This is a genomic window from Moraxella sp. I5G (assembly GCF_055193055.1).
In genome coordinates this window covers 21,979-47,541 of record NZ_JBUXLH010000004.1, presented here as the reverse complement: position 1 = coordinate 47,541, position 25,563 = coordinate 21,979, and the positions used below count along the sequence as shown (strand labels likewise).

Annotated in this window: 33 protein-coding genes; 27 read left to right on the top strand and 6 right to left on the bottom strand. The window is 38.1% G+C overall.

The genetic code is table 11. From position 1 onward, the window contains the following. The first annotated feature begins 50 nt into the window (after positions 1–50). The 4 genes from mfd (at position 51) to ACZBKJ_RS03235 (ending at position 5,816) form a co-directional block, all read left to right on the top strand. Positions 51–3,617 (top strand): transcription-repair coupling factor, encoded by a 3,567-nt coding sequence (gene mfd, locus ACZBKJ_RS03250; RefSeq protein ID WP_463199492.1) that lies wholly within the window; start codon positions 51–53, stop codon positions 3,615–3,617. A 78-nt stretch (positions 3,618–3,695) separates the two neighbouring features. Beyond that, positions 3,696–4,133 (top strand): HIT domain-containing protein, encoded by a 438-nt coding sequence (locus tag ACZBKJ_RS03245; protein WP_463199491.1) that lies wholly within the window; start codon positions 3,696–3,698, stop codon positions 4,131–4,133. Positions 4,134–4,334: 201 nt separating this feature from the next. Then, the gene (locus ACZBKJ_RS03240; protein WP_463199490.1) at positions 4,335–4,829 is read left to right on the top strand and encodes a YcgN family cysteine cluster protein; all 495 of its coding nucleotides are present in this window, start codon (positions 4,335–4,337) and stop codon (positions 4,827–4,829) included. Positions 4,830–4,961: 132 nt separating this feature from the next. Continuing rightward, positions 4,962–5,816 carry a CBS domain-containing protein gene (locus tag ACZBKJ_RS03235; protein ID WP_463199489.1) on the top strand — a complete coding sequence of 285 codons (855 nt, stop codon included), beginning with the start codon at positions 4,962–4,964 and terminating at the stop codon, positions 5,814–5,816. Between the two features lie 338 nt (positions 5,817–6,154). On the opposite strand, the gene ACZBKJ_RS03230 is transcribed toward ACZBKJ_RS03235, so the two are convergent. The 6 genes from ACZBKJ_RS03230 to ACZBKJ_RS03205 all read right to left on the bottom strand — a co-directional run bounded on the left by ACZBKJ_RS03230 (position 6,155) and on the right by ACZBKJ_RS03205 (position 9,050). Beyond that, positions 6,155–6,352, bottom strand: coding sequence for a helix-turn-helix transcriptional regulator (locus ACZBKJ_RS03230; protein ID WP_463199488.1), 198 nt, complete (start codon positions 6,350–6,352; stop codon positions 6,155–6,157). A gap of 160 nt (positions 6,353–6,512) precedes the next feature. Next, entirely contained in the window at positions 6,513–6,851 is a 339-nt protein-coding gene (locus tag ACZBKJ_RS03225) for a hypothetical protein (protein ID WP_463199487.1), read from the bottom strand. A gap of 37 nt (positions 6,852–6,888) precedes the next feature. Continuing rightward, complete coding sequence (locus ACZBKJ_RS03220; protein ID WP_463199486.1) at positions 6,889–7,266, bottom strand: hypothetical protein; 378 nt, start codon at positions 7,264–7,266, stop codon at positions 6,889–6,891. Then, positions 7,266–7,463, bottom strand: a complete 198-nt coding sequence (locus tag ACZBKJ_RS03215; protein WP_463199485.1) for a hypothetical protein — start codon at positions 7,461–7,463, stop codon at positions 7,266–7,268. Before ACZBKJ_RS03215 ends, ACZBKJ_RS03220 begins: the two co-directional genes overlap by 1 nt. Before the next feature lie 381 nt (positions 7,464–7,844). Beyond that, positions 7,845–8,327 carry a hypothetical protein gene (locus ACZBKJ_RS03210; protein WP_463199484.1) on the bottom strand — a complete coding sequence of 161 codons (483 nt, stop codon included), beginning with the start codon at positions 8,325–8,327 and terminating at the stop codon, positions 7,845–7,847. Between the two features lie 9 nt (positions 8,328–8,336). Beyond that, positions 8,337–9,050 (bottom strand): LexA family transcriptional regulator, encoded by a 714-nt coding sequence (locus ACZBKJ_RS03205; RefSeq protein WP_463199483.1) that lies wholly within the window; start codon positions 9,048–9,050, stop codon positions 8,337–8,339. 132 nt (positions 9,051–9,182) lie between these two features. Between ACZBKJ_RS03205 and ACZBKJ_RS03200 the strand changes: the two genes are divergently transcribed. The 23 genes from ACZBKJ_RS03200 to ACZBKJ_RS03090 all read left to right on the top strand — a co-directional run bounded on the left by ACZBKJ_RS03200 (position 9,183) and on the right by ACZBKJ_RS03090 (position 25,563). After that, positions 9,183–9,389 (top strand): helix-turn-helix domain-containing protein, encoded by a 207-nt coding sequence (locus ACZBKJ_RS03200; RefSeq protein ID WP_463199482.1) that lies wholly within the window; start codon positions 9,183–9,185, stop codon positions 9,387–9,389. A gap of 11 nt (positions 9,390–9,400) precedes the next feature. Continuing rightward, positions 9,401–10,684 (top strand): DUF1376 domain-containing protein, encoded by a 1,284-nt coding sequence (locus ACZBKJ_RS03195; RefSeq protein ID WP_463199481.1) that lies wholly within the window; start codon positions 9,401–9,403, stop codon positions 10,682–10,684. A gap of 26 nt (positions 10,685–10,710) precedes the next feature. Beyond that, complete coding sequence (locus ACZBKJ_RS03190) at positions 10,711–11,133, top strand: hypothetical protein (protein WP_463199480.1); 423 nt, start codon at positions 10,711–10,713, stop codon at positions 11,131–11,133. A 131-nt stretch (positions 11,134–11,264) separates the two neighbouring features. Further along, on the top strand, positions 11,265–12,548 hold the full coding sequence (locus ACZBKJ_RS03185; RefSeq protein ID WP_463199479.1) for a hypothetical protein: 1,284 nt from the start codon (positions 11,265–11,267) through the stop codon (positions 12,546–12,548). Positions 12,549–12,558: 10 nt separating this feature from the next. Continuing rightward, positions 12,559–14,016 (top strand): SNF2-related protein, encoded by a 1,458-nt coding sequence (locus ACZBKJ_RS03180; protein ID WP_463199478.1) that lies wholly within the window; start codon positions 12,559–12,561, stop codon positions 14,014–14,016. Then, entirely contained in the window at positions 14,016–15,221 is a 1,206-nt protein-coding gene (locus ACZBKJ_RS03175) for a phosphoadenosine phosphosulfate reductase (RefSeq protein ID WP_463199477.1), read from the top strand. The genes ACZBKJ_RS03180 and ACZBKJ_RS03175 overlap by 1 nt, the downstream gene beginning before the upstream one ends. 61 nt (positions 15,222–15,282) lie before the next feature. After that, on the top strand, positions 15,283–15,705 hold the full coding sequence (locus ACZBKJ_RS03170; RefSeq protein ID WP_463199476.1) for a GNAT family N-acetyltransferase: 423 nt from the start codon (positions 15,283–15,285) through the stop codon (positions 15,703–15,705). Next, entirely contained in the window at positions 15,702–16,316 is a 615-nt protein-coding gene (locus ACZBKJ_RS03165) for an IbrB-like domain-containing protein (RefSeq protein ID WP_463199475.1), read from the top strand. Before ACZBKJ_RS03170 ends, ACZBKJ_RS03165 begins: the two co-directional genes overlap by 4 nt. Positions 16,317–16,330: 14 nt before the next feature. Then, on the top strand, positions 16,331–16,525 hold the full coding sequence (locus ACZBKJ_RS03160) for a hypothetical protein (RefSeq protein WP_463199474.1): 195 nt from the start codon (positions 16,331–16,333) through the stop codon (positions 16,523–16,525). Between the two features lie 199 nt (positions 16,526–16,724). Continuing rightward, entirely contained in the window at positions 16,725–17,156 is a 432-nt protein-coding gene (locus ACZBKJ_RS03155; protein WP_463199473.1) for an antiterminator Q family protein, read from the top strand. Positions 17,157–17,493: 337 nt separating this feature from the next. Continuing rightward, complete coding sequence (locus ACZBKJ_RS03150) at positions 17,494–17,958, top strand: hypothetical protein (protein ID WP_463199472.1); 465 nt, start codon at positions 17,494–17,496, stop codon at positions 17,956–17,958. Further along, positions 17,939–18,844, top strand: coding sequence for an RAMP superfamily CRISPR-associated protein (locus ACZBKJ_RS03145; RefSeq protein WP_463199471.1), 906 nt, complete (start codon positions 17,939–17,941; stop codon positions 18,842–18,844). Before ACZBKJ_RS03150 ends, ACZBKJ_RS03145 begins: the two co-directional genes overlap by 20 nt. Beyond that, on the top strand, positions 18,844–19,371 hold the full coding sequence (gene cas6e, locus ACZBKJ_RS03140; protein ID WP_463199588.1) for a type I-E CRISPR-associated protein Cas6/Cse3/CasE: 528 nt from the start codon (positions 18,844–18,846) through the stop codon (positions 19,369–19,371). Before ACZBKJ_RS03145 ends, cas6e begins: the two co-directional genes overlap by 1 nt. Beyond that, entirely contained in the window at positions 19,371–20,024 is a 654-nt protein-coding gene (locus tag ACZBKJ_RS03135; RefSeq protein ID WP_463199470.1) for a hypothetical protein, read from the top strand. Before cas6e ends, ACZBKJ_RS03135 begins: the two co-directional genes overlap by 1 nt. Continuing rightward, positions 20,003–20,470 (top strand): hypothetical protein, encoded by a 468-nt coding sequence (locus ACZBKJ_RS03130; RefSeq protein WP_463199469.1) that lies wholly within the window; start codon positions 20,003–20,005, stop codon positions 20,468–20,470. The genes ACZBKJ_RS03135 and ACZBKJ_RS03130 overlap by 22 nt, the downstream gene beginning before the upstream one ends. Then, positions 20,467–21,195 carry a hypothetical protein gene (locus tag ACZBKJ_RS03125; protein ID WP_463199468.1) on the top strand — a complete coding sequence of 243 codons (729 nt, stop codon included), beginning with the start codon at positions 20,467–20,469 and terminating at the stop codon, positions 21,193–21,195. Before ACZBKJ_RS03130 ends, ACZBKJ_RS03125 begins: the two co-directional genes overlap by 4 nt. Before the next feature lie 3 nt (positions 21,196–21,198). Further along, positions 21,199–21,600 carry an HNH endonuclease gene (locus tag ACZBKJ_RS03120; RefSeq protein ID WP_463199467.1) on the top strand — a complete coding sequence of 134 codons (402 nt, stop codon included), beginning with the start codon at positions 21,199–21,201 and terminating at the stop codon, positions 21,598–21,600. 171 nt (positions 21,601–21,771) lie between these two features. Beyond that, positions 21,772–22,029 carry a Com family DNA-binding transcriptional regulator gene (locus tag ACZBKJ_RS03115; protein WP_463199466.1) on the top strand — a complete coding sequence of 86 codons (258 nt, stop codon included), beginning with the start codon at positions 21,772–21,774 and terminating at the stop codon, positions 22,027–22,029. Next, positions 21,932–22,765, top strand: a complete 834-nt coding sequence (locus ACZBKJ_RS03110) for a hypothetical protein (RefSeq protein WP_463199465.1) — start codon at positions 21,932–21,934, stop codon at positions 22,763–22,765. The genes ACZBKJ_RS03115 and ACZBKJ_RS03110 overlap by 98 nt, the downstream gene beginning before the upstream one ends. A 102-nt stretch (positions 22,766–22,867) precedes the next feature. Next, entirely contained in the window at positions 22,868–23,071 is a 204-nt protein-coding gene (locus ACZBKJ_RS03105) for a hypothetical protein (protein WP_463199464.1), read from the top strand. Between the two features lie 192 nt (positions 23,072–23,263). Then, positions 23,264–23,635 (top strand): DUF3310 domain-containing protein, encoded by a 372-nt coding sequence (locus ACZBKJ_RS03100; RefSeq protein ID WP_463199463.1) that lies wholly within the window; start codon positions 23,264–23,266, stop codon positions 23,633–23,635. A 58-nt stretch (positions 23,636–23,693) separates the two neighbouring features. Then, positions 23,694–24,086, top strand: coding sequence for a terminase small subunit (locus tag ACZBKJ_RS03095; RefSeq protein ID WP_463199462.1), 393 nt, complete (start codon positions 23,694–23,696; stop codon positions 24,084–24,086). Continuing rightward, positions 24,076–25,563: a terminase gene (locus tag ACZBKJ_RS03090; RefSeq protein ID WP_463199461.1), complete on the top strand. Its 1,488-nt coding sequence runs from the start codon at positions 24,076–24,078 to the stop codon at positions 25,561–25,563. The genes ACZBKJ_RS03095 and ACZBKJ_RS03090 overlap by 11 nt, the downstream gene beginning before the upstream one ends.

Below are 25,563 nucleotides of genomic sequence, written 5' to 3'. Positions count from 1 at the left end.
ATACTTTGATTGTATTTTGTCCTTGTTTTATCACTTGAAAGGATTTTTGGATGAATGGTCTAGCGCTGCAATGCCCTATTTTAAAACCTGCTTACACTACCTATTTTAATCCACTTTTTGGATTAGCGGCAGCTTTTTGGGTAAGCCAGTACAGCCAAAAAAAAGATGCTCCGCTGATTTTATGGGTTGCTGATAGTCAAAATCAGGTTAATCGCATAGAAAACCAGTTAGCCTTTTTTGGGGTTAAAGCTCATGTATTTGCTGATTATGAAACACTGGTTTATGACCAGCTTCCAGTTCAACAAGAAGTAATTTCAGAACGCATCAGTTTACTAACCAATATGCCAGCCCAAGGTGTTCTGTTGGTAAGTGTGCAAACGCTAATGCAAAGAATCACACCGCCAAGTTATCTTTTGGGGCGTTATCTAAAACTGGCAGTAGGTGATATTTTTGATATTGCAAATTGGCAATCACGATTGGAAAAAGCAGGTTATTTTCATGTTGAGAATGTTTTTGAGCCTGGTGAATTTGCGGTGCGTGGTAGTATTGTAGATATCTTTGTCATGGGTCAAGCATTGCCATTACGAATTGATTTGTTTGACAATCAGATAGAAAGCATGCGTTTTTTTAATCCACAAACTCAAAGAACATTAAATGAAGAGTCTTTAGCAGCATTAAAAGCGCAAAGTCTGACCGATGAAAACCCATTTGTTGCTGATAAATTGCCCAAAAAAGCAAAACTGACCATGTTTGATATTTTGCCTGCCAAAGAGTTTCCATTAGAAGAAGGGCGTGAGCAATTTCGTCAAAATTTTGCCAGTATTTTTAGCGATGTTTCAGCTCGTAAATTTGAGCTTTACAATGATGTTATGCAAGGGATTGCCCCGTCAGGTATTGAATATTATTTGCCACTGTTTTTTGATGCTGACGATTGGCAAAAAAATGGCTCATTATTTAGCTATTTACCCAGCAATACTCTTTTATTGAGTAGCGGCGATATAGCGGCAGCTTATGATGGATTTTGGGAAAAAGTCAGTAGCCGTTATCAATCATATGCGCACAATAAAAACGTACCTATTTTACCGCCCATTCAGCTTTTTTTGCCCAGTGAGGAATTTTTTGCCAAACTAAAAGACTACCCAAAAGTTTTGCTGCAAACTCAAAATAACCACGCTCATCAGGTAAATGCATTTTTACACGCTCAATCGTTGGCGCTACCCGATATTTTAATCAATCATCAACAAGCTGAACCACTTGAAAAATTTTTGACATTTGTAAAAACTTGTCAAAAACCCGTGCTGCTGGTTGCAGAATCAAGAGGACGGCGAGAAATTTTGCGAGAATTGCTACAAGATAAAATTAAACTGATTCAAGTAGATGATTTTGATGAATTTTGTGGTTTACATCAAGATTTGTGTGCTGAAAAAATCGCCTTAACAGTAGCAACCATTGAAGATGATTTGTGGTTTGAGAGCGCCAATTTTGGCTTTTGTGTGATAACCGAGACCCAATTATTTGGTCGGCAAATTCTTCAGACACGTCGCCGCCGCCAAGTAGCCGCCGCCGATGCTTTTTTGTTAAAATCGGTCAGTGAACTGCATGAAGGGGCTTTAGTTGTTCATCTTGAACACGGCATTGGGCGCTATCAGGGATTAACAGTACTTGATGTTGGGGAGGGTGAGCAAGAATTTATTCATCTAAAATATGCTGAAGATGCCAGTATTTATGTGCCAATTACCAATTTATCACTGATTGGGCGTTATAGTGGTGCTGAAACAGACTTGGTGCCATTAACTAAGATTGGTAGTGGCAAATGGGATAAAGCCAAACAAAAAACACTTGAACAAATCTATGATGTTGCTGCTGAATTGCTTAATATCCAAGCACGAAGAAACGCCAAAGAGGGCATTAGTTTTTCTGTAGATATCCCTCAATATGAATTATTTGCTAGTCAATTTGCATATGAAGAGACAGCTGACCAAAAAATGGCGATTGATAGTGTGATTTTTGATATGAAACAATCAAAGCCAATGGATAGACTGATATGTGGCGACGTGGGTTTTGGTAAAACTGAAGTAGCAATGCGAGCAGCATTTATTGCAGTCATGGCAGGTTTTCAGGTTGCGGTATTAGTGCCTACAACTCTTTTGGCAGGACAACACGAAGAAAGTTTTCGTAGTCGTTTTGCTGATTGGCCAGTACGTATTGAAAGTTTATCGCGTTTTGGCACAAAAAAACATCAAGATAAAGTTTTGACGGATTTGGCAGAGGGTAAAATCGATATCGTCATTGGCACCCATAAACTTTTACAAGATGACGTTATTTTCAAAAATTTAGGTTTAATGATTATTGATGAAGAACATCGTTTTGGGGTTCGTCATAAGCAAAAAATTAAAGCCATGCAAACCGATATTGATGCGTTATCAATGACGGCAACGCCAATTCCACGAACGCTGAACATGGCATTATCGGGCATGCAAGATATTTCAATTATTGCAACCCCGCCTGCTCGCCGCCTTGCTATCAAAACATTTGTGATGCCAAAACAAGATGAGACAATCAAAGAAGCAATTCTAAGAGAAATTTTACGCGGTGGTCAGGTATATTTTTTGCATAATGATTTGGCAAGCATTGATGCAATGGCGCAAACATTGACTGAATTGATTGTTGAGGCAAGGGTTGGCATTGCTCATGGTCAAATGTCTGAGCAAAATTTATCGGCGGTCATGAGCGATTTTTACCATAAAAAATATAACGTACTGGTTGCAAGTACCATTATTGAAACGGGTATTGACGTACCAAGTGCGAATACCATTATTATTAACCGGGCAGATAAATTTGGTTTGGCACAGCTGCACCAACTGCGTGGACGGGTTGGAAGAAGTCACCATCAAGCGTATTGTTATCTGCTTGTGCCATCAATAAAGGGATTAAGCGCAGATGCTAAAAAACGTCTTGATGCGATTGTGCGTGCTAACACATTGGGTTCTGGGTTTATTTTAGCAAGTGAAGATTTACAAATTCGTGGAGCAGGCGAGATTTTAGGTAAAGAACAAAGTGGCAATATGCAAGCAATCGGGTTTGGTTTGTATATGGATATGTTAGAACGCGCCACAAAAGCTGTTAAAATGGGCAAAAACCCTAAACTGACCACGGCATTAGATTTGGTGAATGATATTAATATTCACGCATCCGCATTGATTCCTGCTGATTATTTAGGCGATGTGCATGAACGTTTGTTGATATACAAACGCATTGCTAATGCAGAAAATTTGACTGAATTAAATGAGATTCGTATTGAAATGATTGACCGATTTGGGATTTTGCCATTGCCAGCCGAACAGCTTTTTGATGTTCATCGCTTACGTGTGTTATCCCAGCCTTTAGGCGTTAGTAAAATGGATTTGTCTGAAAATGCAATGATACTGGAGTTTAAAGAAGATACTCCCGTTGATTCATTAGCAATTATTCAATTACTGCAATCTGATAGCAGTTATCGTATGCATGGCGGTTCTGGATTAAAGCAGGTATTTAAAACTGCTAAAACGGTCAAGGAGCGTATCCAAATTGCCTTTGAGCTCATAAATTACTTACAAAAACATCAAATGCAGCATTAAAAGATAAGATTTTACCTAATCTTGACAAGATTTATGTTAGAATGAACGGTTAAATTTATAAATACAAAGAGTATAGTTATGTTTCAATTACATCCAACCTTAGCCAAGGATACTTTTTTGGTGGGCGATTTTCCACTTTCTACAGTTAGATTAATGAATGATTGTCAATTTCCTTGGTTGATTTTAGTGCCAAGAGTTTCTGGCGTAAAAGAAATTTATGAATTAAGTGCTGCTGACCAAGTGCAATTTTTACGCGAATCAAGCTGGACTTCAAGCCAAATGGCAAAGATTTTTGGTGCCGATAAAATGAATGTGGCAGCACTTGGCAATCAGGTTTCACAGCTGCATTTTCATCATATTGTGCGTTATCAAAACGACGTGCGTTGGCCAAACCCTGTTTGGGGTGTACAATCTGTTCCTTATACCGCTGAAGTTTTGCAACATATGCAGCAAACGCTAATGATGGCACTGCGTGGCCATCATCAGATGCCTTTTGACTGGCAGATGAATGTATAATACTTTTTTTAAAGAATTTATAAAATTTAATAATTATTTCAAAGTATTATAAAATTAAAGCGATGCATTCTAAATAATAAAATTGTGTTTTAAGAACGCAATTTAAAAGCTATAAGGGGTTTGTTATCGCTTTAAGTCATTAATACGCCAATCTGTTTTTTTTATACAGATATTTTATCCAGCTACTTCAATTTAGTATTCATGAGTGATTTTTTTTCTCAAAACTGTACTGTTAAGAATAATCAACTTCGTCCAAACTTTTGGCGGTTATATCCTTTGGAGCAGTTAAATTCTGCTGAATGGGAGGCTTTATGTGATGGCTGTGGGGTCTGCTGTTTGGTGAAATACTTAGATGATACCGACGTTCGGTTTACTGAATATACAGATGTGGCGTGCCAACTTTTGAATACTCATACAGGATTGTGTTCTAATTACCCCAACCGCCAGAAATTTGTTCCTGATTGTATCGCTTTAACTTATCAAATGTTGCCAGATATGCTTTGGCTGCCTAAACATTGCGCCTATAAAAGATTGTACCTTGGACAAAACTTACCATCTTGGCATCGTTTGGTTGCAGATGAAAATACACATCAAACAGCTTTGAAAAAAGTTGGCGCAGCTGGGCGTTGTGTTTCTGAGCTTAATTTTACAGATGAAGAAATGGAAGAACGCATAGTAAAATGGGTAAGTATCTAATAATTGGTTTATCTTGTCAGTGATGCAAAAATAAGATTGAATAAAAAAAGTTTTTTGGATTGAATATTTTATTAAAATCAGTTAAATTAAAATAGATTACATAAATAAGAAATTGTACAAAAAGGAAAAATTATGTCTGACGACCATTCTAGCAGCTGGACGCGCGGTTTAAAACGTTGGTTATCCACCGCTCCTGAAACTCGTGATGACTTGTTAAAACTTGTCCATGATTCTCGTCAATTTTTGCAACCAGATACGGTAGATATGCTAGAGGGTGTTTTGGATTTGCCAGCAACGCAGGTGCGTGAAATCATGACGCCACGTCCGCAAGTAGTTGGCATTCAAAGTGATGCTGATTTGGATGAAATTTTATCTTTAATTCAAGAAACTGAGCATTCCCGTTATCCTGTTTTTGATGTACATGATGAAAATGCAGTCTTAGGTATTTTTTTGGTTAAAGATTTAATTGGAATCTTAAAAGATAAAGCCGATGGCAAAGATAACTATTTGCAACTTACTAAGTTGGTACGTAAACCTTTATATATTTCTGAAACATCTCGTGCTGATATATTGCTACGCTCACTGCAAAAAGCCCAAGTACATATGGCGATTGTACTGGATGAATTTGGTTCTATATCGGGAATTGTAACAATGGAGGACTTGTTAGAGGAAATTGTTGGCGATATTGTGGACGAGCACGATGATATTGAGGAAGACAGTACCATTAATAATATTGTTAAGCATCCTGAAAAACCTAATGTTTGGCTTGTGCAGGCAGCAACTTTGATTGGCAGCTGTAATGAAGAGATAGGTTCACATTTTGATGATACTGATGTTGATACCATGGGCGGTTTGGTAATGCAAGCATTAGGGGCGGTTAGTAATCTACAAGGTGAGATAGTTGTCATTGATAACTGGCAGATTACAGTGGTTGATGTGGAAGGGCGTTTTATTCACTTACTGGAATTATTGCAGTTGCCAGAATAAAAACAGCCAATATGTAATTTAGCAATATTATTTGGGGCTTATGTGCATAAATGCATTGTATTGTATGTATTGCATGTAAATTTGATAAATTTTATAGACAATAAAAATCCCTAAATCTATAAGAATTTAGGGATAATATTATATATATTTATCAAGTATAAATATTTAAATGGTACCAGTGGTCGGTAATGCTTTTAATTGATAACTTAATGATTTAATTATATTATTTTTTATTAAAAATGGCTATGTACTGTTATAAATACTGTTAAGTAAATTTTGATAGCTACAATAAAACCCATGCGCCTGCATGGGTTCTTTATTGTATTTAATATCACGATTTAATATTGATTGTCAAGGGTTTTAACTAGGCTATTTGCTATCCATTGGTTGATTTCGTGCTCCATCCAGTAGGATGTTCTGCCGTCTTTGTGTGGCGGTGGGAACTCACCAGTTTTTATTTTTTTATAAATCGTGGGTCGTTTCCAGCCCACTTTTGCAACAACATCAGGCAAGCGCAGGCGCTTTAAATCGGTCATAAAATCACCTCCCCGTACTCATCAAAGAACGGCACAACCATTCGCCGAAATTGGCTTTTTAATCTATTTAACATCATGGGGTATAAAACATCATCATGATATATTAGATAAACAACCATTGGTGGGGATATTAGCCCCGACAAATAAATGTTATTATCCATCACGCCACCCCAACTCTAAAGCAGCTTTTTGACAGATTAATATCATCACTGTCATCGCAATCATCATAAGCAGCATGTGCAAGCTGCTTTATCAGCTCTATCATTTGATTAAAGCTGATTTTTTCAGTGATTGCGTACTCATTAATCATTTTGCTTTTGTCATTATCATTGTAAAAACAAAATGATAGTTTGTATTTTCTTGGGCGTTTAAATATCTGATGGCGCTTTTGGGCGTCCTCAAAATCACCCTTGCAGACGATACCAGCAAACATATCGTCATCGCTTGCCCCAATTATTGGCAATGGGAACTCTACGTAACCCCTGTATTTTTTTTGCATGGATTGCTCCGGTAATTGATTAAGGTTTATTGATAAACTAGACGATGAGTCGAGTAGCAAACTTAGTTTTTCCCGAATCATCAAAGACTTGCTCAAAGTTACGATTGAGCCATTTTTCGCCATCTTTTTTGATGACGTTAATGATGACTGGACACATATCATCAAAATCATAGCCTGATACTTTATTGTGGATGTCTAGGCTATGCACTTGTTTGACTTGTGCATACGTGCCATGCCAAACATTTTTATCTGTCAGCAATCTGACATCTGCCAAAAAATCAAAATAGATTTCCGCAGGCGTGTTTTTGATGTAAATAATGCCGTGTCCGCGACCATCGGCATTTATGTTTATTTTATGGTCGCTAATGCGCAATGGTTTCTTGCGCTTTGTGGTGGGTTGGGAGGTTTTTTGCATTACTCCCCCTCATCTGTGTAAATAAACTCATAGTAGGGCTGATAGCCCTCTTCTGGGGTGGTTTGATTGTAGTACTGTGCCTCTTCTGCAATTGCTAAAGCGTGATTGTAGGACTCATCGCCCCACCCGTGGATAATGTATATAATGCCAGCGGATAAAATGCTGGCTAGGATTAAAAATTGGAAAAATTGTTTCATATTGCACTCCATTTGTTGGTGATGTGTGTTATTATAATACAATAATGTATTAAATCAATATTTTTTTAAAAATTATGTATTATTTTAATTCAAAAAATACATAACCCTATAATTTTTAAGACAATAAAAAACCACCCGTTGAGGGTGGTTTTTTTGCTATAATTAGCGATTAAGATAAGCGGATTGCTAGAAAATAAATTATGCGTTTACACGAATTAGTTTTAATGGCAGGTAGATTAAATGACCACAGCACTCAACTATATATCTATGTTGAGACTGAGTACGATACGTTTTTTGTGCCAATAGGTGATTATCATCATATCATTGGCTATCTGCAGTTTGATAGGTTTTGTGTTAAATATCCAGATAGCCATGCCGAGACTAAATGCTTTGAGTTATCAGCGCTGCACCCAAAAGACCTTCCCAGCCCAAATCCACAACTTTGCCTATCAGGTGTTCTACGGTCTTCTGTGGTGTATTCTTCAGCACATCAAGCACGGACTGCTTATCAGATTGATTTAACTCAGCAAAAGATTGTAGCAGGCGAGCCATCTGAGCTGCATCAATCTTTACGGTAACAGCGCTTAATATTGCCCGTAACCCGCCATCATCTGCTAAAAAATCCATACCATCGTGGGTAATTCTGCCTGTAGATAAATAAAGCTCATACGTGCCATCGGTACACTCTATGCCAACAACGCTCTCATCGGTTATTAGCCCGTGTTCTTGCAGATAATAAAGATTAGCAAGTGCTTTATCATAATCAGGGCAGCTTGTAGGATAAAGCTCATTAAAATTGCAAAGATAGGGATATTGCTGACTTAGCTTGGTCAAAATATCTAATTGCAATGTTCTGTCTAACATGGTTAATCCTTAATACTTTACCCATTTACCAACAACTTTGCCAATTAGCGTCCAATCGCTCTTTGGTATCATACGCTGTTCATGCCAATTTTTATTTAAAGGGCGTAAATACATGTCGTTGGATGTTTCACCAATCACCAGTTGTTTAAATGTCGCCTCGTTATTATTGCTTTCTTGCACTACTACTAAATCACCATTTTGTAACTTGCCAATATCAACATTTGGCTCAATATAAATAATCTCATCGGGCTTAAATTCAGGCATCATACTTTCACCACGCACAATTAAACAAAAGCCTTTTTCTGATAAGCCGATTGGTCGCGGTAAATATTCAATGACATCGTCCAAAGTGGCGGGATTGGTTTCTGTCCACGAACCTGCAGCAATCCAGTTAATGACTGGGACGGGGTTAGTCAAAGATAGCATATCAGTTTTTGATAGCTTATTTTTTGCTTTATTTTCAATTTCCTTTATTTTTTGACGTAATTGTTCAATAGTTGGCTTCTCTAACAATTGTGTTAAATCACTATATTTAAGTTGCATGACACTAACACCAAAATAATCAGCGTATTTTTTTACAACATCATCTCTTGGGTTGCTCGTTTCACCATTTAAAATTCTACTTGTTGTTGGTTGAGATACACCTGTTTTATGCCAAAGTTGGTTAGCACTTAAATTATTACATTTCATTAAATGTTCAAGATTCTGTACTAAGTAGCTCATACAGTTTCACCTTGCCAAATATTAGTATCATGCCGTCATTATAATACATTTATGTATAAAAACAATAGTATTGTATTTTAATTCTATATTGTATTATAATGCATTATTTTAATACTAAGGTGTTTTAATACTATGGATGTTAAAGATATGATACACGAATTGAGCGGTATTTATTCGCAAGAGAAGATAGGGATTATCGCTGGAATCAGTCAAGCAAGCATTTGCAGGATTGTTAACGGGAAACAATCAGTAAGATACGATGTTGGCAAAAGAATTGAGGATGCTTACAAGGCATACATAGAGGGAAACACAATGCCCCAAACCTCCACCAACGAATAAAGGAAATGGCGATGAATACCATCCACTTTATTACGCATAACTTTGGCGATTGGGACAGTGATACCAAGCATATGACACGCAACCAACGCGCCATTTATCTTGATTTGCGTACGCTATATTTTAGCACCGCTCAAAAAAGCAGCGGCAGCTTAACGATGGATTTTGATTTATTGTGCTTTAAAATGGGTTGCCGTACCGATAGCGACTGCACCGATTTAAAATGGCTACTCAAAGACAAATTTAAAATCATCAACAAAAAATATCGTCATGCAGGATGGGACGAAGAAATCAAAAGCATTCGTTTTGCAATGGCAAAGGTGCGTAACGCTAACATAAAAAGTAACGGCAGTAACGCAGCTAGTAACGCACAAAGTAACGTTACATGTAACGCCAAAATTTATGACCATACCAACGGTTATGTGATGACAGGGGCGGAGCGTGCTGAAAAATACAGAAAGATTAAATCCCTTAAAATTAAAGGCGTACAGGCTGATAAAAGCTTGACCCTTGATGAGGTTAGAACCCTATACAATGATAATTTTGGCGTTACATGTAACGAACCTTTTGCAACAACGAGTAACGCAGCCAGTAACGCAAGTAACGCCCAAAATCACGATAATAACCATAAACCAATAATCAATAACCAAAAAAGTAGTGTTGTGTGTCAAAACAGCCAAACATTACAAAACCCACCAAACCAAAAAACAACCCAAGCAACACAACACACAACAACAACTGGGATTGATAAAAATAAATCCATTAGCCAATGGCAACCACCTAATCTTGACTGGTTGAACCAACATCTGCAACAAGCAAATTGCAGACAGCTAGACAAAGATGAGTTTGATACCGTCTTTGCTAAGTTTGTAAACTACAACCTCAATCGAGAGGCTCAAGGCAAATATTTGATGACTGAGCAAATCCGTTTAGACAAACTGCTTGACTGGCTAAAACGCGAAAAACCCAAAAGCACAATGACAAGCTCAGATGACCAAGACAAACAAACCGATGAATCATCGACTGGTTTTACCAATCCCAAGAAAATTGACCCAAGCACGATGTTTTTGGTGGAGGGGTTTTATAAACCTTGTTTTGAAAGCTGCACACCTCAACAATGTGAGCAAATTTTAAAAGATTACATTTTGCCCGGAGAAACATCACTCGAGGCATACAACCGCATTAATTTGGCAGGCGTGGCAAATTGCAAAAAACACGAGGCAGCAAGCCCTGATTTTGTAGATGCAATGCTAAATAAATTTTCAAAATCTTTTCAGGGGCGTAAAGAGGCGCGATAGCACGCCTGCAAAAAGGAGGGGAAACAATGGAAAATAAAATACTTGTTGGCATTGACCCGGGAGTCAATACAGGCGTTGCCGTGATGAGCGATGGCAAACTATCAACGGTGATGACCTGCGGTATCATTGAGGCAATGGCGCACATAAAAAATATAACCTGCCAAGGGTCTAGCATAAAAATATACATCGAGGATGCCAGACAAAGAAAATGGTTTGGCGCAAGTGGTCGTGAGGTTTTGCAGGGTGTTGGCAGTGTTAAGCGAGACTGTGGTATTTGGGAGGAGTTTTGCTTGCATCACAACTTAGATTTCAAATTAGTTGCCCCAAAACACAATCACACCAAGACCACCGCTCAAGAATTTAAACGCATCACAGGGTGGGATAAACGCACCAGCACACATAGCAGAGATGCTGTTATGTTGATTTGGGGGTTGCGCAATGTCGCTTAGATATTACAACCCAAACACAAACCAAACCGCCAAAAGGCGGCTTTTTTATTTTTTAACTCCTGCAAATAATTCTTGATTTTTTATCGTGCGCACGTTATTATAAAGATAATTATTGATTAGGAGTATTACATATGGCTAAATATCAAGTAACCCACGCCTGCGGGCATATCAAGACCCACTCCTTATTTGGTAAAAATAAGGATAGAGAGTGGCGTATTGCACGCCTCGAGAGTGAGTATTGCTCGGATTGTGTAGACGCAGAGCGCCAAAAGCAAAATCAGATGAATGCCCAAAAAAATGCTGAGTATGGTTTGCCCGAGTTGGAGGGCAGCGAAAAGCAGATAGCATGGGCGGAAACCATCCGTCGAGATGCCGTATTAAATCTTGAAGTTTTTAAAAAATTCATTGATGAAGGTCAGGAATTTTTAAAAAATTCAGATGATGTCAATGCAAAAAGTATTGTTCGCTCATTCATGGATGGAATGCTATCTACTATTAAGGCAGAGTCAGATATAACGATACAAAAGGATGTGGTCAGAATCCTTGAGGATGATGATTCTAGGAAGGCACAGCTAAACACATCCATAAATAAAATCCTCCTTGAAAAGGATGCAGTTTTTTGGATTGAAAACAGGGTAAACATCAATAGTAGGATTGGTGTAATGATGGCCGAATCCATCATTAAATACTTAAAAGGAGACATAAAAGAAGTTGAATGTGATGATGAGGACATTGAATTAAAAATACTGGAAATGGCAGCAATGCAAGAAGCCACAATATATCCAGAAGAAGTTGAATGTGATGATGAGAACATTGCAATTGTTAGAACCACCAATGAAGATAATGATGTTAAAAAAATCATCGTTGAATTTGGTAGAAATCGTAAAATTTACGATATTTTACGGAAAATGGGTTTTGCAACCACTAATAAAAATAACATGTGTCTAATTTTTAACAAAGAAAAGCACATTAATATGATAGATGTGGTTGCCGAGGTGATTGCAAAAATACTTGAATCTAAACATCCAGTAAGGTGTTTTGATGCATTAGCACGTACAAAAGCCATAAATGGCGATTACACACCATATCATAAAAAATGGATTGATTTGGATGGTGAGTATTTTGTCATCCCTCATTTAAATAATGATGCTCTATATCGCAAAATAAGAAATATAAAGGGCAGTAAATGGGATAGTAGATGTCTAGTCCCATTAGATAGATATGATGATGTTTTGGGGTTTGCCAAAATAAATGATTACCGTTTTACCCAAGATACACAAAAAACCATTGATATTTTGATAAAAATATCGGAACAAAAAATTTTAGCGCCCAAAAATTTTAGCGCGAAACCTGATGAGCAAATTCAAAAGGCACAATCGCCAATTGGCATTAATCCAGAACTTATTGATGATTAATGGGGCACCTATGACTGTTTGGAATACAAAAACGCCTCTTATGATTCATCAGCAATCAGCAGTGCAAAAACTATTAGGATTAAAGGTTGGCGCATTGTTTATGGATATGGGTACTGGTAAAACTCGTACCGCCATTGAGCTTGCAAAATTAAGACAACACAAAATTAAACGTGTTGTCTGGTTTTGCCCAGTATCAGTCAAATATACAATTGCAAGAGAGGTGCAAAAACATACAAATATTGCCCATGATGAAATAATTGTTTTTAATCAAAATACCAATAGTCAGACTAAGGATTTGGATAAAAAACTATTTGTTATTATTGGCATTGAAAGCATGAGTTCTTCCGATAGGGTGATGTATGCTGCGCAAAAGGTGCTTAATGAAGAATCTATGGTTGTTCTTGATGAATCCACTTATATAAAAAATCATTACTCAAAGAGAGCCAAGCGCATTAGAGTTTTAAGTCAGAATTGCCGGTATCGCTTAATCTTGACTGGTACAGCAATGACTCAAGGCGCAGTAGATTTGTTTTCTCAAATGAATTTTTTATCACCAAAGATACTGGATTATGTTAGTTTTTATGAATTTGCAGAAAAACATTTGGTTTATGAATATATCAAGAAACCAAATGGAGTAAAGATAAAGACAAACAGGATTGTTGATGAGGTTGAGACAGAGTTATTAGCTGAAAAGATAGCGCCTTACAGTTATCAAGTTAAAAAAAGCGAATGCTTAGATTTGCCGGAAAAAATCTACACATCATATGGATGCTATCTAACCGATGAGCAATATGAGGCATGCATTGAGGCAAAAGAACAATTTGCAATGAGTATATTGTCAGATGAATATTATTCATCAAGCTCAATACCAATTTTTAAATTATTTGGTAGCTTGCAGTCCATAGCTTGCGGATTTTGGCAAAACAATGGTAGATTTTATCATTATCATCACAATCGCATTAAGGCACTTATGGATGCTTTGTGCGGTCTTGATGCTAATGACAAAGTTGTTATTTGGGCTAAATACCATTATTGCATTGATGAAATTACCAATATGTTAATAAAAGAGTATGGCTCAAGCAGTGTTCATCAATATCACGGCAAGATAAGTGAGGCAAAACGTAAAAACAATTTAATTGATTGGCAAAAGAAAGGACGTTTTATTGTTGCAACTCAATCGGCAGGCGGGCATGGATTGAATGAATTATTATCAGCTCATCATGTTATTTTTTATGCCAATAGTTTCAAATACAGTGAAAGACTGCAAGCTGAGGACAGAACGCATCGCATAGGACAAACGCACGCCTGCTGGTATGCTGATATTTATAGTTATGACAGCATTGACGAGCGGATAAACAAAAACCTTGAAACAAAAGGCGATACGTTAAGAATTTTTATGAATAAAATGAATGAACTGAGGCAACAAGGTTTAAAAGAAGAGCTAGTAAACATGATTATGGAGTTGTGATGAAAAAAATCTATCAAGATATAAATGTTTTTGATGCTGCAAAAGCCAGAATTGCCAAAGTTTTTAATGATTTTGAGCAGGTTTATGTGAGTTTTAGTGGCGGAAAGGACAGTAGTGCTCTGCTACAACTAACAATTGAGGTTGCAAGGGAGTTGGGATGTCTGCCTGTAAATGTGCTTGTTATAGACATGGAGGCGCAATATCGCCATACAATTGAATTTATTGAGCGTATGGCAAATCTGCCAGAAGTTAATATGTATTGGATATGTTTGCCTATACATCTAAGAAATGCTGTTAGCCAGCACCAAACACACTGGATTTGTTGGGATGATGATGTTAAAGATAAATGGGTTAGGCAATTACCAGAACACCCAAGTGTGATTCATGATGTAAATTATTTTCCCTTTTTTAGAAAAGGCATGGAGTTTGAAGAATTTGTCCCTGCTTTTGGAAAATGGTTTGCGGGTGATAAACCGACCGCCTGTCTGGTTGGTATTAGGTCAGATGAGAGCTTAAACCGATTTCGTACCATTGTAAATACTAAAAAAATACGCTGGCAAAATGAGTGCTGGACCACACGCACAGGTGATAACATTTACAATGCCTACCCTATTTATGATTGGAAAACTGAGGATGTTTGGACTGCTCATGGTAAGCAGAAATGGGATTGTAATTACACATATGATTTAATGCATATGGCAGGCGTGCCAATAAGTCAGCAAAGATTGTGCCAGCCTTTTGGTGATGACCAAAGAAGCGGGCTTTGGCTATATCAAATATTAGAGCCAGATACATGGGCTTTGTTGGTTGAGCGCGTAGCTGGCGCTAATTTTGGTGGTAGATATGTAACTAAATCTGGAAATGTTATGGGTAATAACTATATTACCCTTCCTGATGGGCATACGTGGAAAAGTTACGCTGATTTTCTGCTTGATAGTATGCCGCCACCATTGGCGGAGCATTATCGTTCAAAAATAAATAAGTTTCTTGCATGGTGGGAACAAAACGGTCAAAAACATGGGTATGATATTGTACCAGATACCGCTGACCCGAAGTTAGAAGCGGCTAGAAAAGCTCCATCTTGGCGTAGAATTTGTAAGGTTTTACTCAAAAATGACTATTGGTGCAAGGGTCTATCTTTCAGCCAGACCAAGAAAGAAATGGAAAAAAGGCTTGAAATAATTAGTAGATATATGGATATATAATCTATTAATTAATGTACATTGTTATATAATTGATTATTAATAATTAATAAGGTTGATGTAGATGATTGAAATTATAACCTTGGAGCACACGGTGGACGGAAACAATCAAGAATTGTTTTCACTGATTGGTGGATTTGCCATGAGCCGTCAAGTTTCTGAACAGCTTGGAAATAATATCTATAGTGAATCAGGTCAAATTTGGCTGATTGCTAACAATGGCAACAATACACTTGGTTTCACTTCCCTTTTGATTCAGAAAAATAAAAAGGTTAGAATGTTTAACCTGTACACCACAAATAATGCTGATAATGAACTAAAACGTCAATTGGTAAATGGTGTAATTGATATTGCTAAAGAAAATGGGTGTCTTGACGTGCACTGTATTGATTACAACACTGATGCTAATTTTTATCAGTCGCTTGGCTTTGCTTCAAGTGGAAAACGTGGCAAGAATTTTACTTTATTTGTTAAGGAAATTGTATGATTGAGCAACTACTACGCTATCTGGAAGATAATAAAGAATTATCACTTGATGAAAAAGTGGTAATTTATAACCAAATAAGTCAAGGTTTGTTTGAATTTATGGGTCTTAACCACCCTGTTCTTGGCGTGCAACTTGTTAAAGCGGATGACGTGCAGGGTAATGATTATAACCCTAATAAGGTCGCACCACCTGAGATGCAGTTGCTAAAAACATCTATTCGCAAGGATGGATTAACTATGCCGATTGTAGTTGCCGATGATGGCATGGATGGTTATGTTGTTGTAGATGGATTTCATCGCACAACAGTTGTTAAAACCAGCAAAGATATTAATGCAAGCACTGGCGGTTATTTGCCAGTGGTTAAGCTAAACAAGGACCTTGAAAACCGCATTACCGCTACCGTGAGACATAATATGGCGCGCGGTTCGCACCAAGTCGAGTTATCCGCAAAACTTGTAACTGCACTGCACAAACATAATTGGTCAAATGAGAGGATTGGCAAAGAGCTTGGTATGGATGCTGATGAGGTATTACGCCTCAAACAAATTACAGGTATGGCTGAGGCATTTGCAGACCGTGAATTTAGCAAATCTTGGCTGCCAAATGAATAAATTAAGGGGATGGTATGAGTAAACGCACGCCTGCACACAGAGCTGCAGATAAACGATATTCTGAAAAAACAGCAAGATTATACTTGCGCTTTAATTTGGAAAATCAGAACGATTTATTGAGATTTCAGTGGCTATCACAACAAAAAAATAAAACACTTTTAATTAAAAATATGATAGATGATAAAATGAAGAACCATACTGAGAATTAGTAATATAAAATTCTTTTGGCGAGACTTATCAAGTGGAAATGTGATAGGTCTTGCTTAAAGAATATAACTAAATAGTTAAAAACTTAACATATTGATATATAATAATCTATTAAGTAAACTGCCAAAAAATACTTTGGAGTTAAACAAATTATTGTAAGTAGGCAGGCGTGGAATAATCAGCACGGTAAAGAGGTGGATATTGAGTGGAATTAATTGGTACAAATACACAGCAGCAGAATGGCTAGAGTATTTTGGGGTTTGGTGTAATAGCCAGACGATGAGAGACGTCATGCCAGGCGATTTGCGTATTAACTGTATCTACAAACAGATGCAAAAATTTAGAAAAAATATCACAAGTGGTAAATGTCAGCCAATATGTGCAATTACTGATGACGAAGCTCTTGCTGTTAATAACCTATTATGCAAAGCACTCCAAAACAAAGAGATGGAGTATGAGCTGAAGTTATTAATTGAGCATAAAGTAGCTGGTAGTTCATTAAGATTTATCGCTGATAAAACGAATAATTCTTTTTTGCATGTCCGGGAAAAAGTTAATAACGCCTTGTATTATTTTGGTGGCAAAAACAATTTAAGAATGAAAGATATAAATGCTATCAGTGCTATTGACTGATATATCACCATATGGTAATATTGTGATACAATGCAAGCATTGTAGAAAAAATAAACCTTGTTGTAAAAAAAGCTAAGTGGAGGACTTGGCTTTTTTTATTGCCTGTCGTTTGACCACCGACAGAATGCACCTAAGAGTAGAATAACCTGACTAGGGCTATTGGTACGCCCAAAAGAAAGGAGTGTCAAAAGCTCAATCGCTGCTGTCTTTGTGCATTAAGTGGGTAGCGATTGAGTGAGTAGCGGTTAGCCCATTACCGACAGGGCTGTGATTGTGGCTTGGTCAATGAGTGCATAAGTGCTTACACCAAGCCCTTTTTAATATTTAGAGAAATCCAATGATTTACAATTTTGATACTGATGACAAGACGTATGCAACTTGTGCATTACTTGTTTACGCTATTTATCGCAGTCGCGATAAACAACGTTTTAAAGCAAACCCTGAGATGTGGGGGCAAATCCAACGATTTGTGCAGGCGAGCGCTAAAAGAGCTCAAAACATACCACATTTTATCAATACGTTAATGCCCAAATTGGCATGTGATAGCATAAGCCCCAAATGGATGGAGGTTGGCTTAAAAGGCAGATTGTTTAATCATGGCGGCACTTTAATTGACATGCCTGATGACAGCAAAAGAGAGTTTTTAACACAAGCATTAGCCAACGTAAACCAAGAGGACGTGATAAAGACATTTAAAAATCAAACCCAGTGGATTATTTTACTGGTTAGAGACCGTTTGGAGGCAGAAAAACCCTTAGAAAAAAACTTTGAGGACATCGAAGATGAACAATTATCGGATTAGTGCTAAATTTACCACCAAATCGCCACTATCACATATTAGTGATGCCATCAGTACAAACAGTTACTTAGTGCAAGAGCCAATCCTGCAAGAAAACGACGAAATTGAAGAGGTGTTTTGCTATAACGGTAATGCTTGGCGTGGTCAGCTGCGCGATTTATGTGCAATCAATCTGCTTAATACTTTAGATAAGCAAATATCGTTAGATGTTTTTCATCTTTTGTTTACAGGTGGCAAAATTGGCGGTGAGCAATCTATTAATATAGAGCAAGCTAAGGCACTCAGAAAAGCAATCACCATGATTAGCGTGTTTGGTGGCGGCGTTGGTAATCAAATCCTTGCAGGCAAGATGAAGGTTGGTAATAGCTATCCAGTATGCAAGCAAGCCATACCTGTGTTACCTCAAAAATATCATCATCACGCCCAAAAGATTAATTATTCGGACCTGACATTTGAAAAGTCGTTTACTCGTTTTGATGACAGCAAAAACCCAGAAAAACAAGAATACATTAACCAGCCAATCATTGACAAAAAGAAAAAAGAAGCAACAACCCAAATGCGTACAACTAGCGAGCTTTTGGTTGCAGGCGCGGAATTAGTCCACGAAATCCATTTGGTTGGAGCAACCGAAGCAGAGCTGGGGCTATTGGTTGAGGCGTTATTAACGTTTGCAAAAGCGCCATATATTGGCGGACAATCAAATAAAGGTCATGGTCGGGTGCATTTGGCAACCACAATCACCAATACAGATACTGGCGATGAGCATAATTTTGTATGGGTGCATGACGATGTAAAAGTGAGTGATTTTGCTCAAAAAATGTTAGATGCGTATCATCAGCACACTCAAAAAAACCTTGATGCCATCGCAGAGTTATTGGGGGCAGAGTGATGTGGCTAACGCGTTTAAAAAAAGCCAGCGCCGAAGTTACTGACGGTCAGCAGCATCAATTATTGTATGGTTTTTTTAAAGACAACAAACCAAGCACCCGCCCATTTTGTTTTAAAGATATGGGCGATGAGCTGCTAATGTTGTCAAACATGCCCCCAAACACTACAAGCCAAGAGATGCACTTTACAGATGGTCAGGTTTTAATGTTTGAGTGTCGAGCGTCAATAAACAACCGTAACCATCAAGGCAAGACCATTAAAAGCCATCAATTTACATCAAAACATGTAAAAGAGTGGTTTAAACGCCGATTAAGTGATGGCGCTTGCGTGGATTTTGTATCATTTAAATCGCTAGCGCCCCACAAAGTCTATAAAAACGATGGCACAGAAATGATTTTTGACCAAAAGATATTTTATGGCACATTGACAGTAACCAACGCAAAACGATTTGAGGAGATACTGGCAGTTGGGATAGGTCGAGGCTGCGCCTTTGGCTTTGGATTGGTCTATTTACCACAGGTGATGTAATGACGCCATTAAAAATTGTAGCTCATCTAAAAAGTGGGTTTTCAGCCAAGTTTGAATTTGGCTTGGCTATTGATAGTATTATCGCTTATCAGGTCCAGTTAAATAAATTGGGCATGGATGATTTTGTATTAACTCAACAAAGTGGGCAGCTAACACCAGTTGATGATTTGCCAATTGCCAAAGAGTATTATGGTGATGATTGGTGGTATCAATGCTCAAGACCATTTTTTGATGTTAAACATGTCATGACAAAACATAAACACCGACGTTTTAACGCATTTGAAGCCGAAATGTATTGTCATAACGCAAAAAAGGTGGAAACAACCAAAGGTGCATATAAAAACGCACGCCTGCCACTTAAATTATTTATTACCAGTCAGGTCATTTGGTATGTAAATGGCGATAAGGCAGAGATAGAGGCATTATTAAAGAGCATCACCCATATTGGCGCTAATCGCTCTTGCGGTCATGGGGCTATTAATCACTGGAGTGTTGATGAGCATGACTCATTAGATGATTGCCGTTTTCGCGGCATTGTGCCAGTTGATTTTGCCAAAGAGCATAACATGGATGGCATGCAAATGATGTGGGCAATCCGCCCTCCTTATACACTTGCCGAGAATCAAAGACTATGTACGATAACGCAGATTTAGAGTTTAAATTGCAAGTAAGGCAAAAAGCATTAGCAAAGCTTAACAAAAAGCCAGAATTAGTAATTGATGCGTTTAGTGGCGAGGGAGTGATAGCAAGCCTGTTTTGGTCTGCAAATTGTACTCATGTTATTTGTATTGAGCGCGACAGCATAAAAGCCGCTAACAATCCTTTATGCCCAATTGTCGGTGATAATAACGATTACATCCATTTGTTTGATGATGCTGATGTTATCGATTGTGATGCTTATGGTTTGGTAATGCCGCTAATTGAGCAAATACCAACAGGTAAGATGGTGGTGTTTACTGATGGCACACCTGAAAAAGCCCGAAAGAATTACTCAGCTTGGGCAACGTTTAAAAAAGACTTTGAGCGATTACTTAAAGATGGTGAGTTTTTTATTAGCCAAAGCGCCAATGTGATTTATGGTTATGGGATAAGAAAATGAGTATCACTCAAACAATATACAAAGAGTTACTGGATATGCCAGTATTTGAGGCAACCAAAAAAGGTAGTGATGATAAATGTTGGTTGTGCGGAGGCGAGACAGAGGGGCTTGGCCATCGGTTAAAAGATGTTATTACAAGTGCATTTACTGACGGTAATTTAGCAAAAGTTCAGGACAGTCAAACGATTTGTTATTCTTGCGCAGGGCTGATGAAAAAAGAGACATGGCAGCAGGCGTGTGAAAAACATGGACATTCGCCATTTTTTCCGATAAAAGATGGTAAAAAGCCATGTTTATCAAACTGGATGTTTTCCAGTCATGTGTTTAGTGCAGATGGTTGGTTGCGTCCAGAGCGTGCAGATATTGCCAATATCTTATTACATCCACCATCACCACCATTTGTAATTGTGTTGGCTGACGTTGGCAAAAAACATGTCATTTTTAAATCGCAAATTAGTCATAGTCAAGATGATTATTTTGTAAACATTGATGAGCAGACAATCTGTGTTAATCGCCAAAAACTGAAAGAATTATTAGAGCTTGTGGAATATGCGTATCAATATTTTAGCAAAGACAGTATTTTGACTGGCAATTATAATCAGCAAGCTATTTTGCAAGCTGGGTTAAAATTATGGCGAGAGATTGAGGACAAAATAACAACATACCGCACCTGCAATCAAGATTTGCTCAAATTGGCGTGCTTTGTGGCAAGAAAAAAGGACTGATTTATGTTGGTTACACTAAAACCAAGATTGCAACCTACTACTAATCACCAACCAAAAAACAATTGGGGCAAAGGTCGTGGCGGTCGTGCTTGGTTGCGGCTAAAAGATGAAATCTTGGCAAGAGACAACTACACCTGCCAAGCGTGCGGACGAGTTGGCGGCTATCAAAAAGTATGCGAGCGCAAGATTGCCAGTGGCGATTTAACCCATGCCAATCAACCTTTGATGGCTTGGTGTGTGGGCAATGCACGGGTAAAGCTGTCGGGAGCTGGCGTGATGATGAGCAAAGCAGAATCAGGCAACGGAAAGATTGACCCAGTCATTGCTATGCTTAACGCCGTCGCACTGATGAGCCAAAATCCAGCAAATCCAAAGTCTGCTGACGATGTTGGGATTTATTTTTAGCAAAAAAACCCACTCATAGAGTGGGCAGAGGAACAACAGGGCGATGACGGACTGCTGGAACAGTTCGCCACCCCTACGACAAACCGAGCTTGTCGCAAGCGAGACCCTGTTACTATGTACATAGCGTGGCAAGGGTATCACATTTTTAACAAAATTGCGATAGGTTGAATCATGAAGCAAGTAAATTGTCGCTCCTGTGGGCGATTATTAGCCAAAATTGGAAACTTTAATGATTTAGAAATCAAATGTCCACGCTGTAAAGCGTTTAATGTTTTGAGCGTCGAGAACGCCTCACCAGAAGTCCAAAGAGACTCAAACGTAGGTAATCTTGATGACCAAAGCATACCAAAAAGCACCCCTGCCATTCGTGGGTCAAAAACGAATGTTTTTAAAGGAATTTCGCAAGATTTTGGACAAAATCCCAAATGACGGCGAAAACTGGACAATCATTGATGTGTTTGGCGGTAGTGGGCTACTTGCCAATAACGCCAAAGCCTATAAGCCCAAAGCCACTGTCATTTATAACGACTTTGATGGCTATACTAAGCGATTAGCACACATTGATGATATTAACCGTTTGCGTGCTATTTTGTTTGGTTTAACGAAAGACGTGCCACGCCAAAAACGCATATCAGACGAGTTAAAGGGGCGAATTTTACAGGCGATTGGCGATTTTAACGGCTTTATTGACCCTAGAAGTGTTAGCACTTGGCTCTTGTTTAGTGGTAAGCAAATCGCCCATATTGACGAACTTGCCACCCACCAAATGTACAACACCGTCCGCACCAGCGACTACGACAATGCGGACGGCTACTTGGACGGATTGATTGTTACGCACGAAAGTTTTGATGCGCTGATACCAAAATTCGCCAACACACCAAACACTTTGCTATTGCTTGACCCACCTTACATTTGCACCGAGCAAAAGGCGTATGCGATGACAGGTTATTTTGGTATGACAAAGTTTTTGCGATTAATGAAGCTGGTGCGTCCACCGTATCTGTTTTTTAGCAGTACAAGAAGTGAGCTTTTGGACTATATGGATTATCTCAAAGACTGTGAACCTGTAATGTGGCAACGCATTGGCGACTTTGAAAAAGTGAGCCTAAACAGCCATGTCAATTACAATGCAGAATACGAAGATAATATGATTTTTAGATTTTAAAAAAACTAAAAATCTTGGCAATTAAGACTTGCTATTGTCAGCATAACGAGCGATACTGTGGTCATCAAGACAATAAACCCTTTTAAATCATGGAGTTACAAGATGACCGCAGCCATCAACCAAGAGCTAAACGAGAAAGCATTTGGCGACAAAACCAACATTGAATTATATTGCAACCTTATCAAAGATAAGTTTGTCGAAAAAATCAATATGCAAGAGCCGAGTATTGCAGACAAAATTGTCATCGCCCATGTCGAAAACGAGCTGGCAAATTTAATTAAGTTTTTAAATCAAGGCTTGTATTAAGCCATAAGCACAAGAAAGACCCTGCCAACCGGTGGGGTTTTTGTTTATCAATCATTGGAAAATCACATGACCAAAGCCTCCTATTCCACATACCGCGCCTGCAATCAAGATTTGCTCAAATTGGCATGTTTTGTGGCAAGAAAAAAGGAGGGTTGAAAAAATGAAATACATAGCAGCAGACGGAGGCGCTACATGGTTGATATGATTAACCACCCGCCACACTACACTAGTAGTCCAAGCGGGATTGAGTGTATAGAGATTGCCGAGCTATTACCTTTTTGTCTTGGTAATTGCTATAAATATTTGCATCGCGCAGGGTTGAAGGGTGATGCGTCTGAAGATTTGCAAAAAGCGCTTTGGTATGCCAAGCGAGCAAGATTAAACAATGAGAATATCACTAAACGTGCTAAAAATCGCATCAACCATGTGGCATTATCAAGAAGTGATAAAAATATAAAACACATCTTGATTTTATTCGCTGGATTTAAAAAGAATTATAGAGGTTTTGTGAGTAATTTAATGAACTATATTGAACAATTACAGCAGCAGAACACAAAGATTTGATTTTGGGTTGGTTTAATATCTAGTTATGCCAAACCTTTGTTATTTATGAGGTATAAAAATGGCAAAACTTACGCCAAAACAACAAGCATTTGTTGATGAATACCTAATTTCTTTAAATGCAACACAAGCAGCTATTAAAGCTGGGTATTCACCAAAGACAGCAAGACAAATCGGCGAACAAAACTTGTCAAAACTTGACATTAAAAGGGCAATCAGTGATGCACAACAAAAACGCATCCAGCGTACACAAGTAACCCAAGATGAAGTTATAAGCGGTCTATTGCTGGAGGCAAAGCGAGAAGGTGAAGGCACAAGCCACGCTGCCCGTGTATCAGCATGGACGCAGTTAGGACGACATTTGGGCATGTTTACGGATAAAATGGAAAGCACATCAAAGGTAGAGGTATCTACATTGTCCCAAATGATGGATGAGCTATCCAATGAAACATGAACACATCAAAAAGCTCAAAAATCGCTTTTGGAGGCTTAATAATTTATATTACATCACTGATAAATTGGGCAGGCGTGTTAGGTTTAAAATGACCAAAGAACAATTGTGTTACTATGAAGAAGAACACAATCGTAATGTTATTTTAAAGGCAAGACAACTTGGTTTTACAACAGAAGTTTGTATTATACAGCTAGACGCAGCTTTGTTTGAGTCTAAAAAATGCGCTTTGATTGCCCATACATTACATGATGCCAAACGTTTGTTTCGGGAAAAAGTCAAATATGCTTATGAAGCATTACATCCTTTAATCCAAGAGGCAAACCCTGTAATTATTGAAACCAAAGATGAATTAGTGTTTACCAAAGGCGGCAGCATTACTATATCAACATCATTCCGTGGTGGCACACTACAACGACTGCATATATCAGAATTTGGTAAAATTTGTGCTAAATTCCCTGATAAAGCTCGAGAAATTGTTACTGGGGCGTTTGAGGCGGTGTCTATTGATGGAGTCATCACTTTAGAAAGCACCGCTGAAGGTAGGCAAGGATATTTTTATGAGTATTGTCAAATCGCTGAAAAACTACAAAAGATGAATAAAACCTTAACCGCCCAAGATTGGCGGTTTTTCTTTTTTGCATGGTGGCAAAACTTTGATTATGCCATGCCTAAAGAGCCAATTAGTGAACGTTTAGCTATTTATTTTAATGGGCTGCAATCCAAACACGGTATCGTGATTACAGATGAGCAAAAGTCATGGTATCAAGCAAAGGAGCGAACACTTGGTGAGGATATGAAGAGAGAATATCCATCTTTGCCATCTGAAGCCTTTGAGCAGTCAATTGAAGGGGCTTATTATGCAAGACAGTTTGACCAAATTTATGCCAACAATCAGATTACACGCCTGCCGGATAATCATCATTTACCAGTAAGCACCTATTGGGACTTAGGCGTGTCAGACAGTACAACAATCTGGTTTGTTCGTAAAGTTGGCGATGAATACCATATCATTGATTATTATGAAAACAGCGGTGAGGGTTTAAATCATTATTTTGCCATTTTGAAAAATCGTGGCTATACATACGATAGGCATGTTGCGCCCCACGATATTGACAACAGACAGTTGGGTGTAAATCATGCAAAATCTTTACGACAGCTTGCTTTAGATGGTTATGAAATAGACGGCATTAAATACAAGGTTAATTTTGAAGTTGTGCCACGTACTACAAATGTGAATTCTGACATTGAAAAGGTGCGTCAAATATTGCCGTTTTGTTTTTTTGATGAACTTAAATGTGAATCTGGAATCAAAGCATTAGAAAGTTATCGAAAAGTATGGGATGAAAAACTTGGATTATGGCGTGATAAACCATTACACGATTGGTCAAGTCATGCCGCAGATGCATTTAGATATTTTGCCTGTTATGAGTTGCAAAGCTATGTGCCAGTAAATACCACCTTAAGATTAAGTTACTAA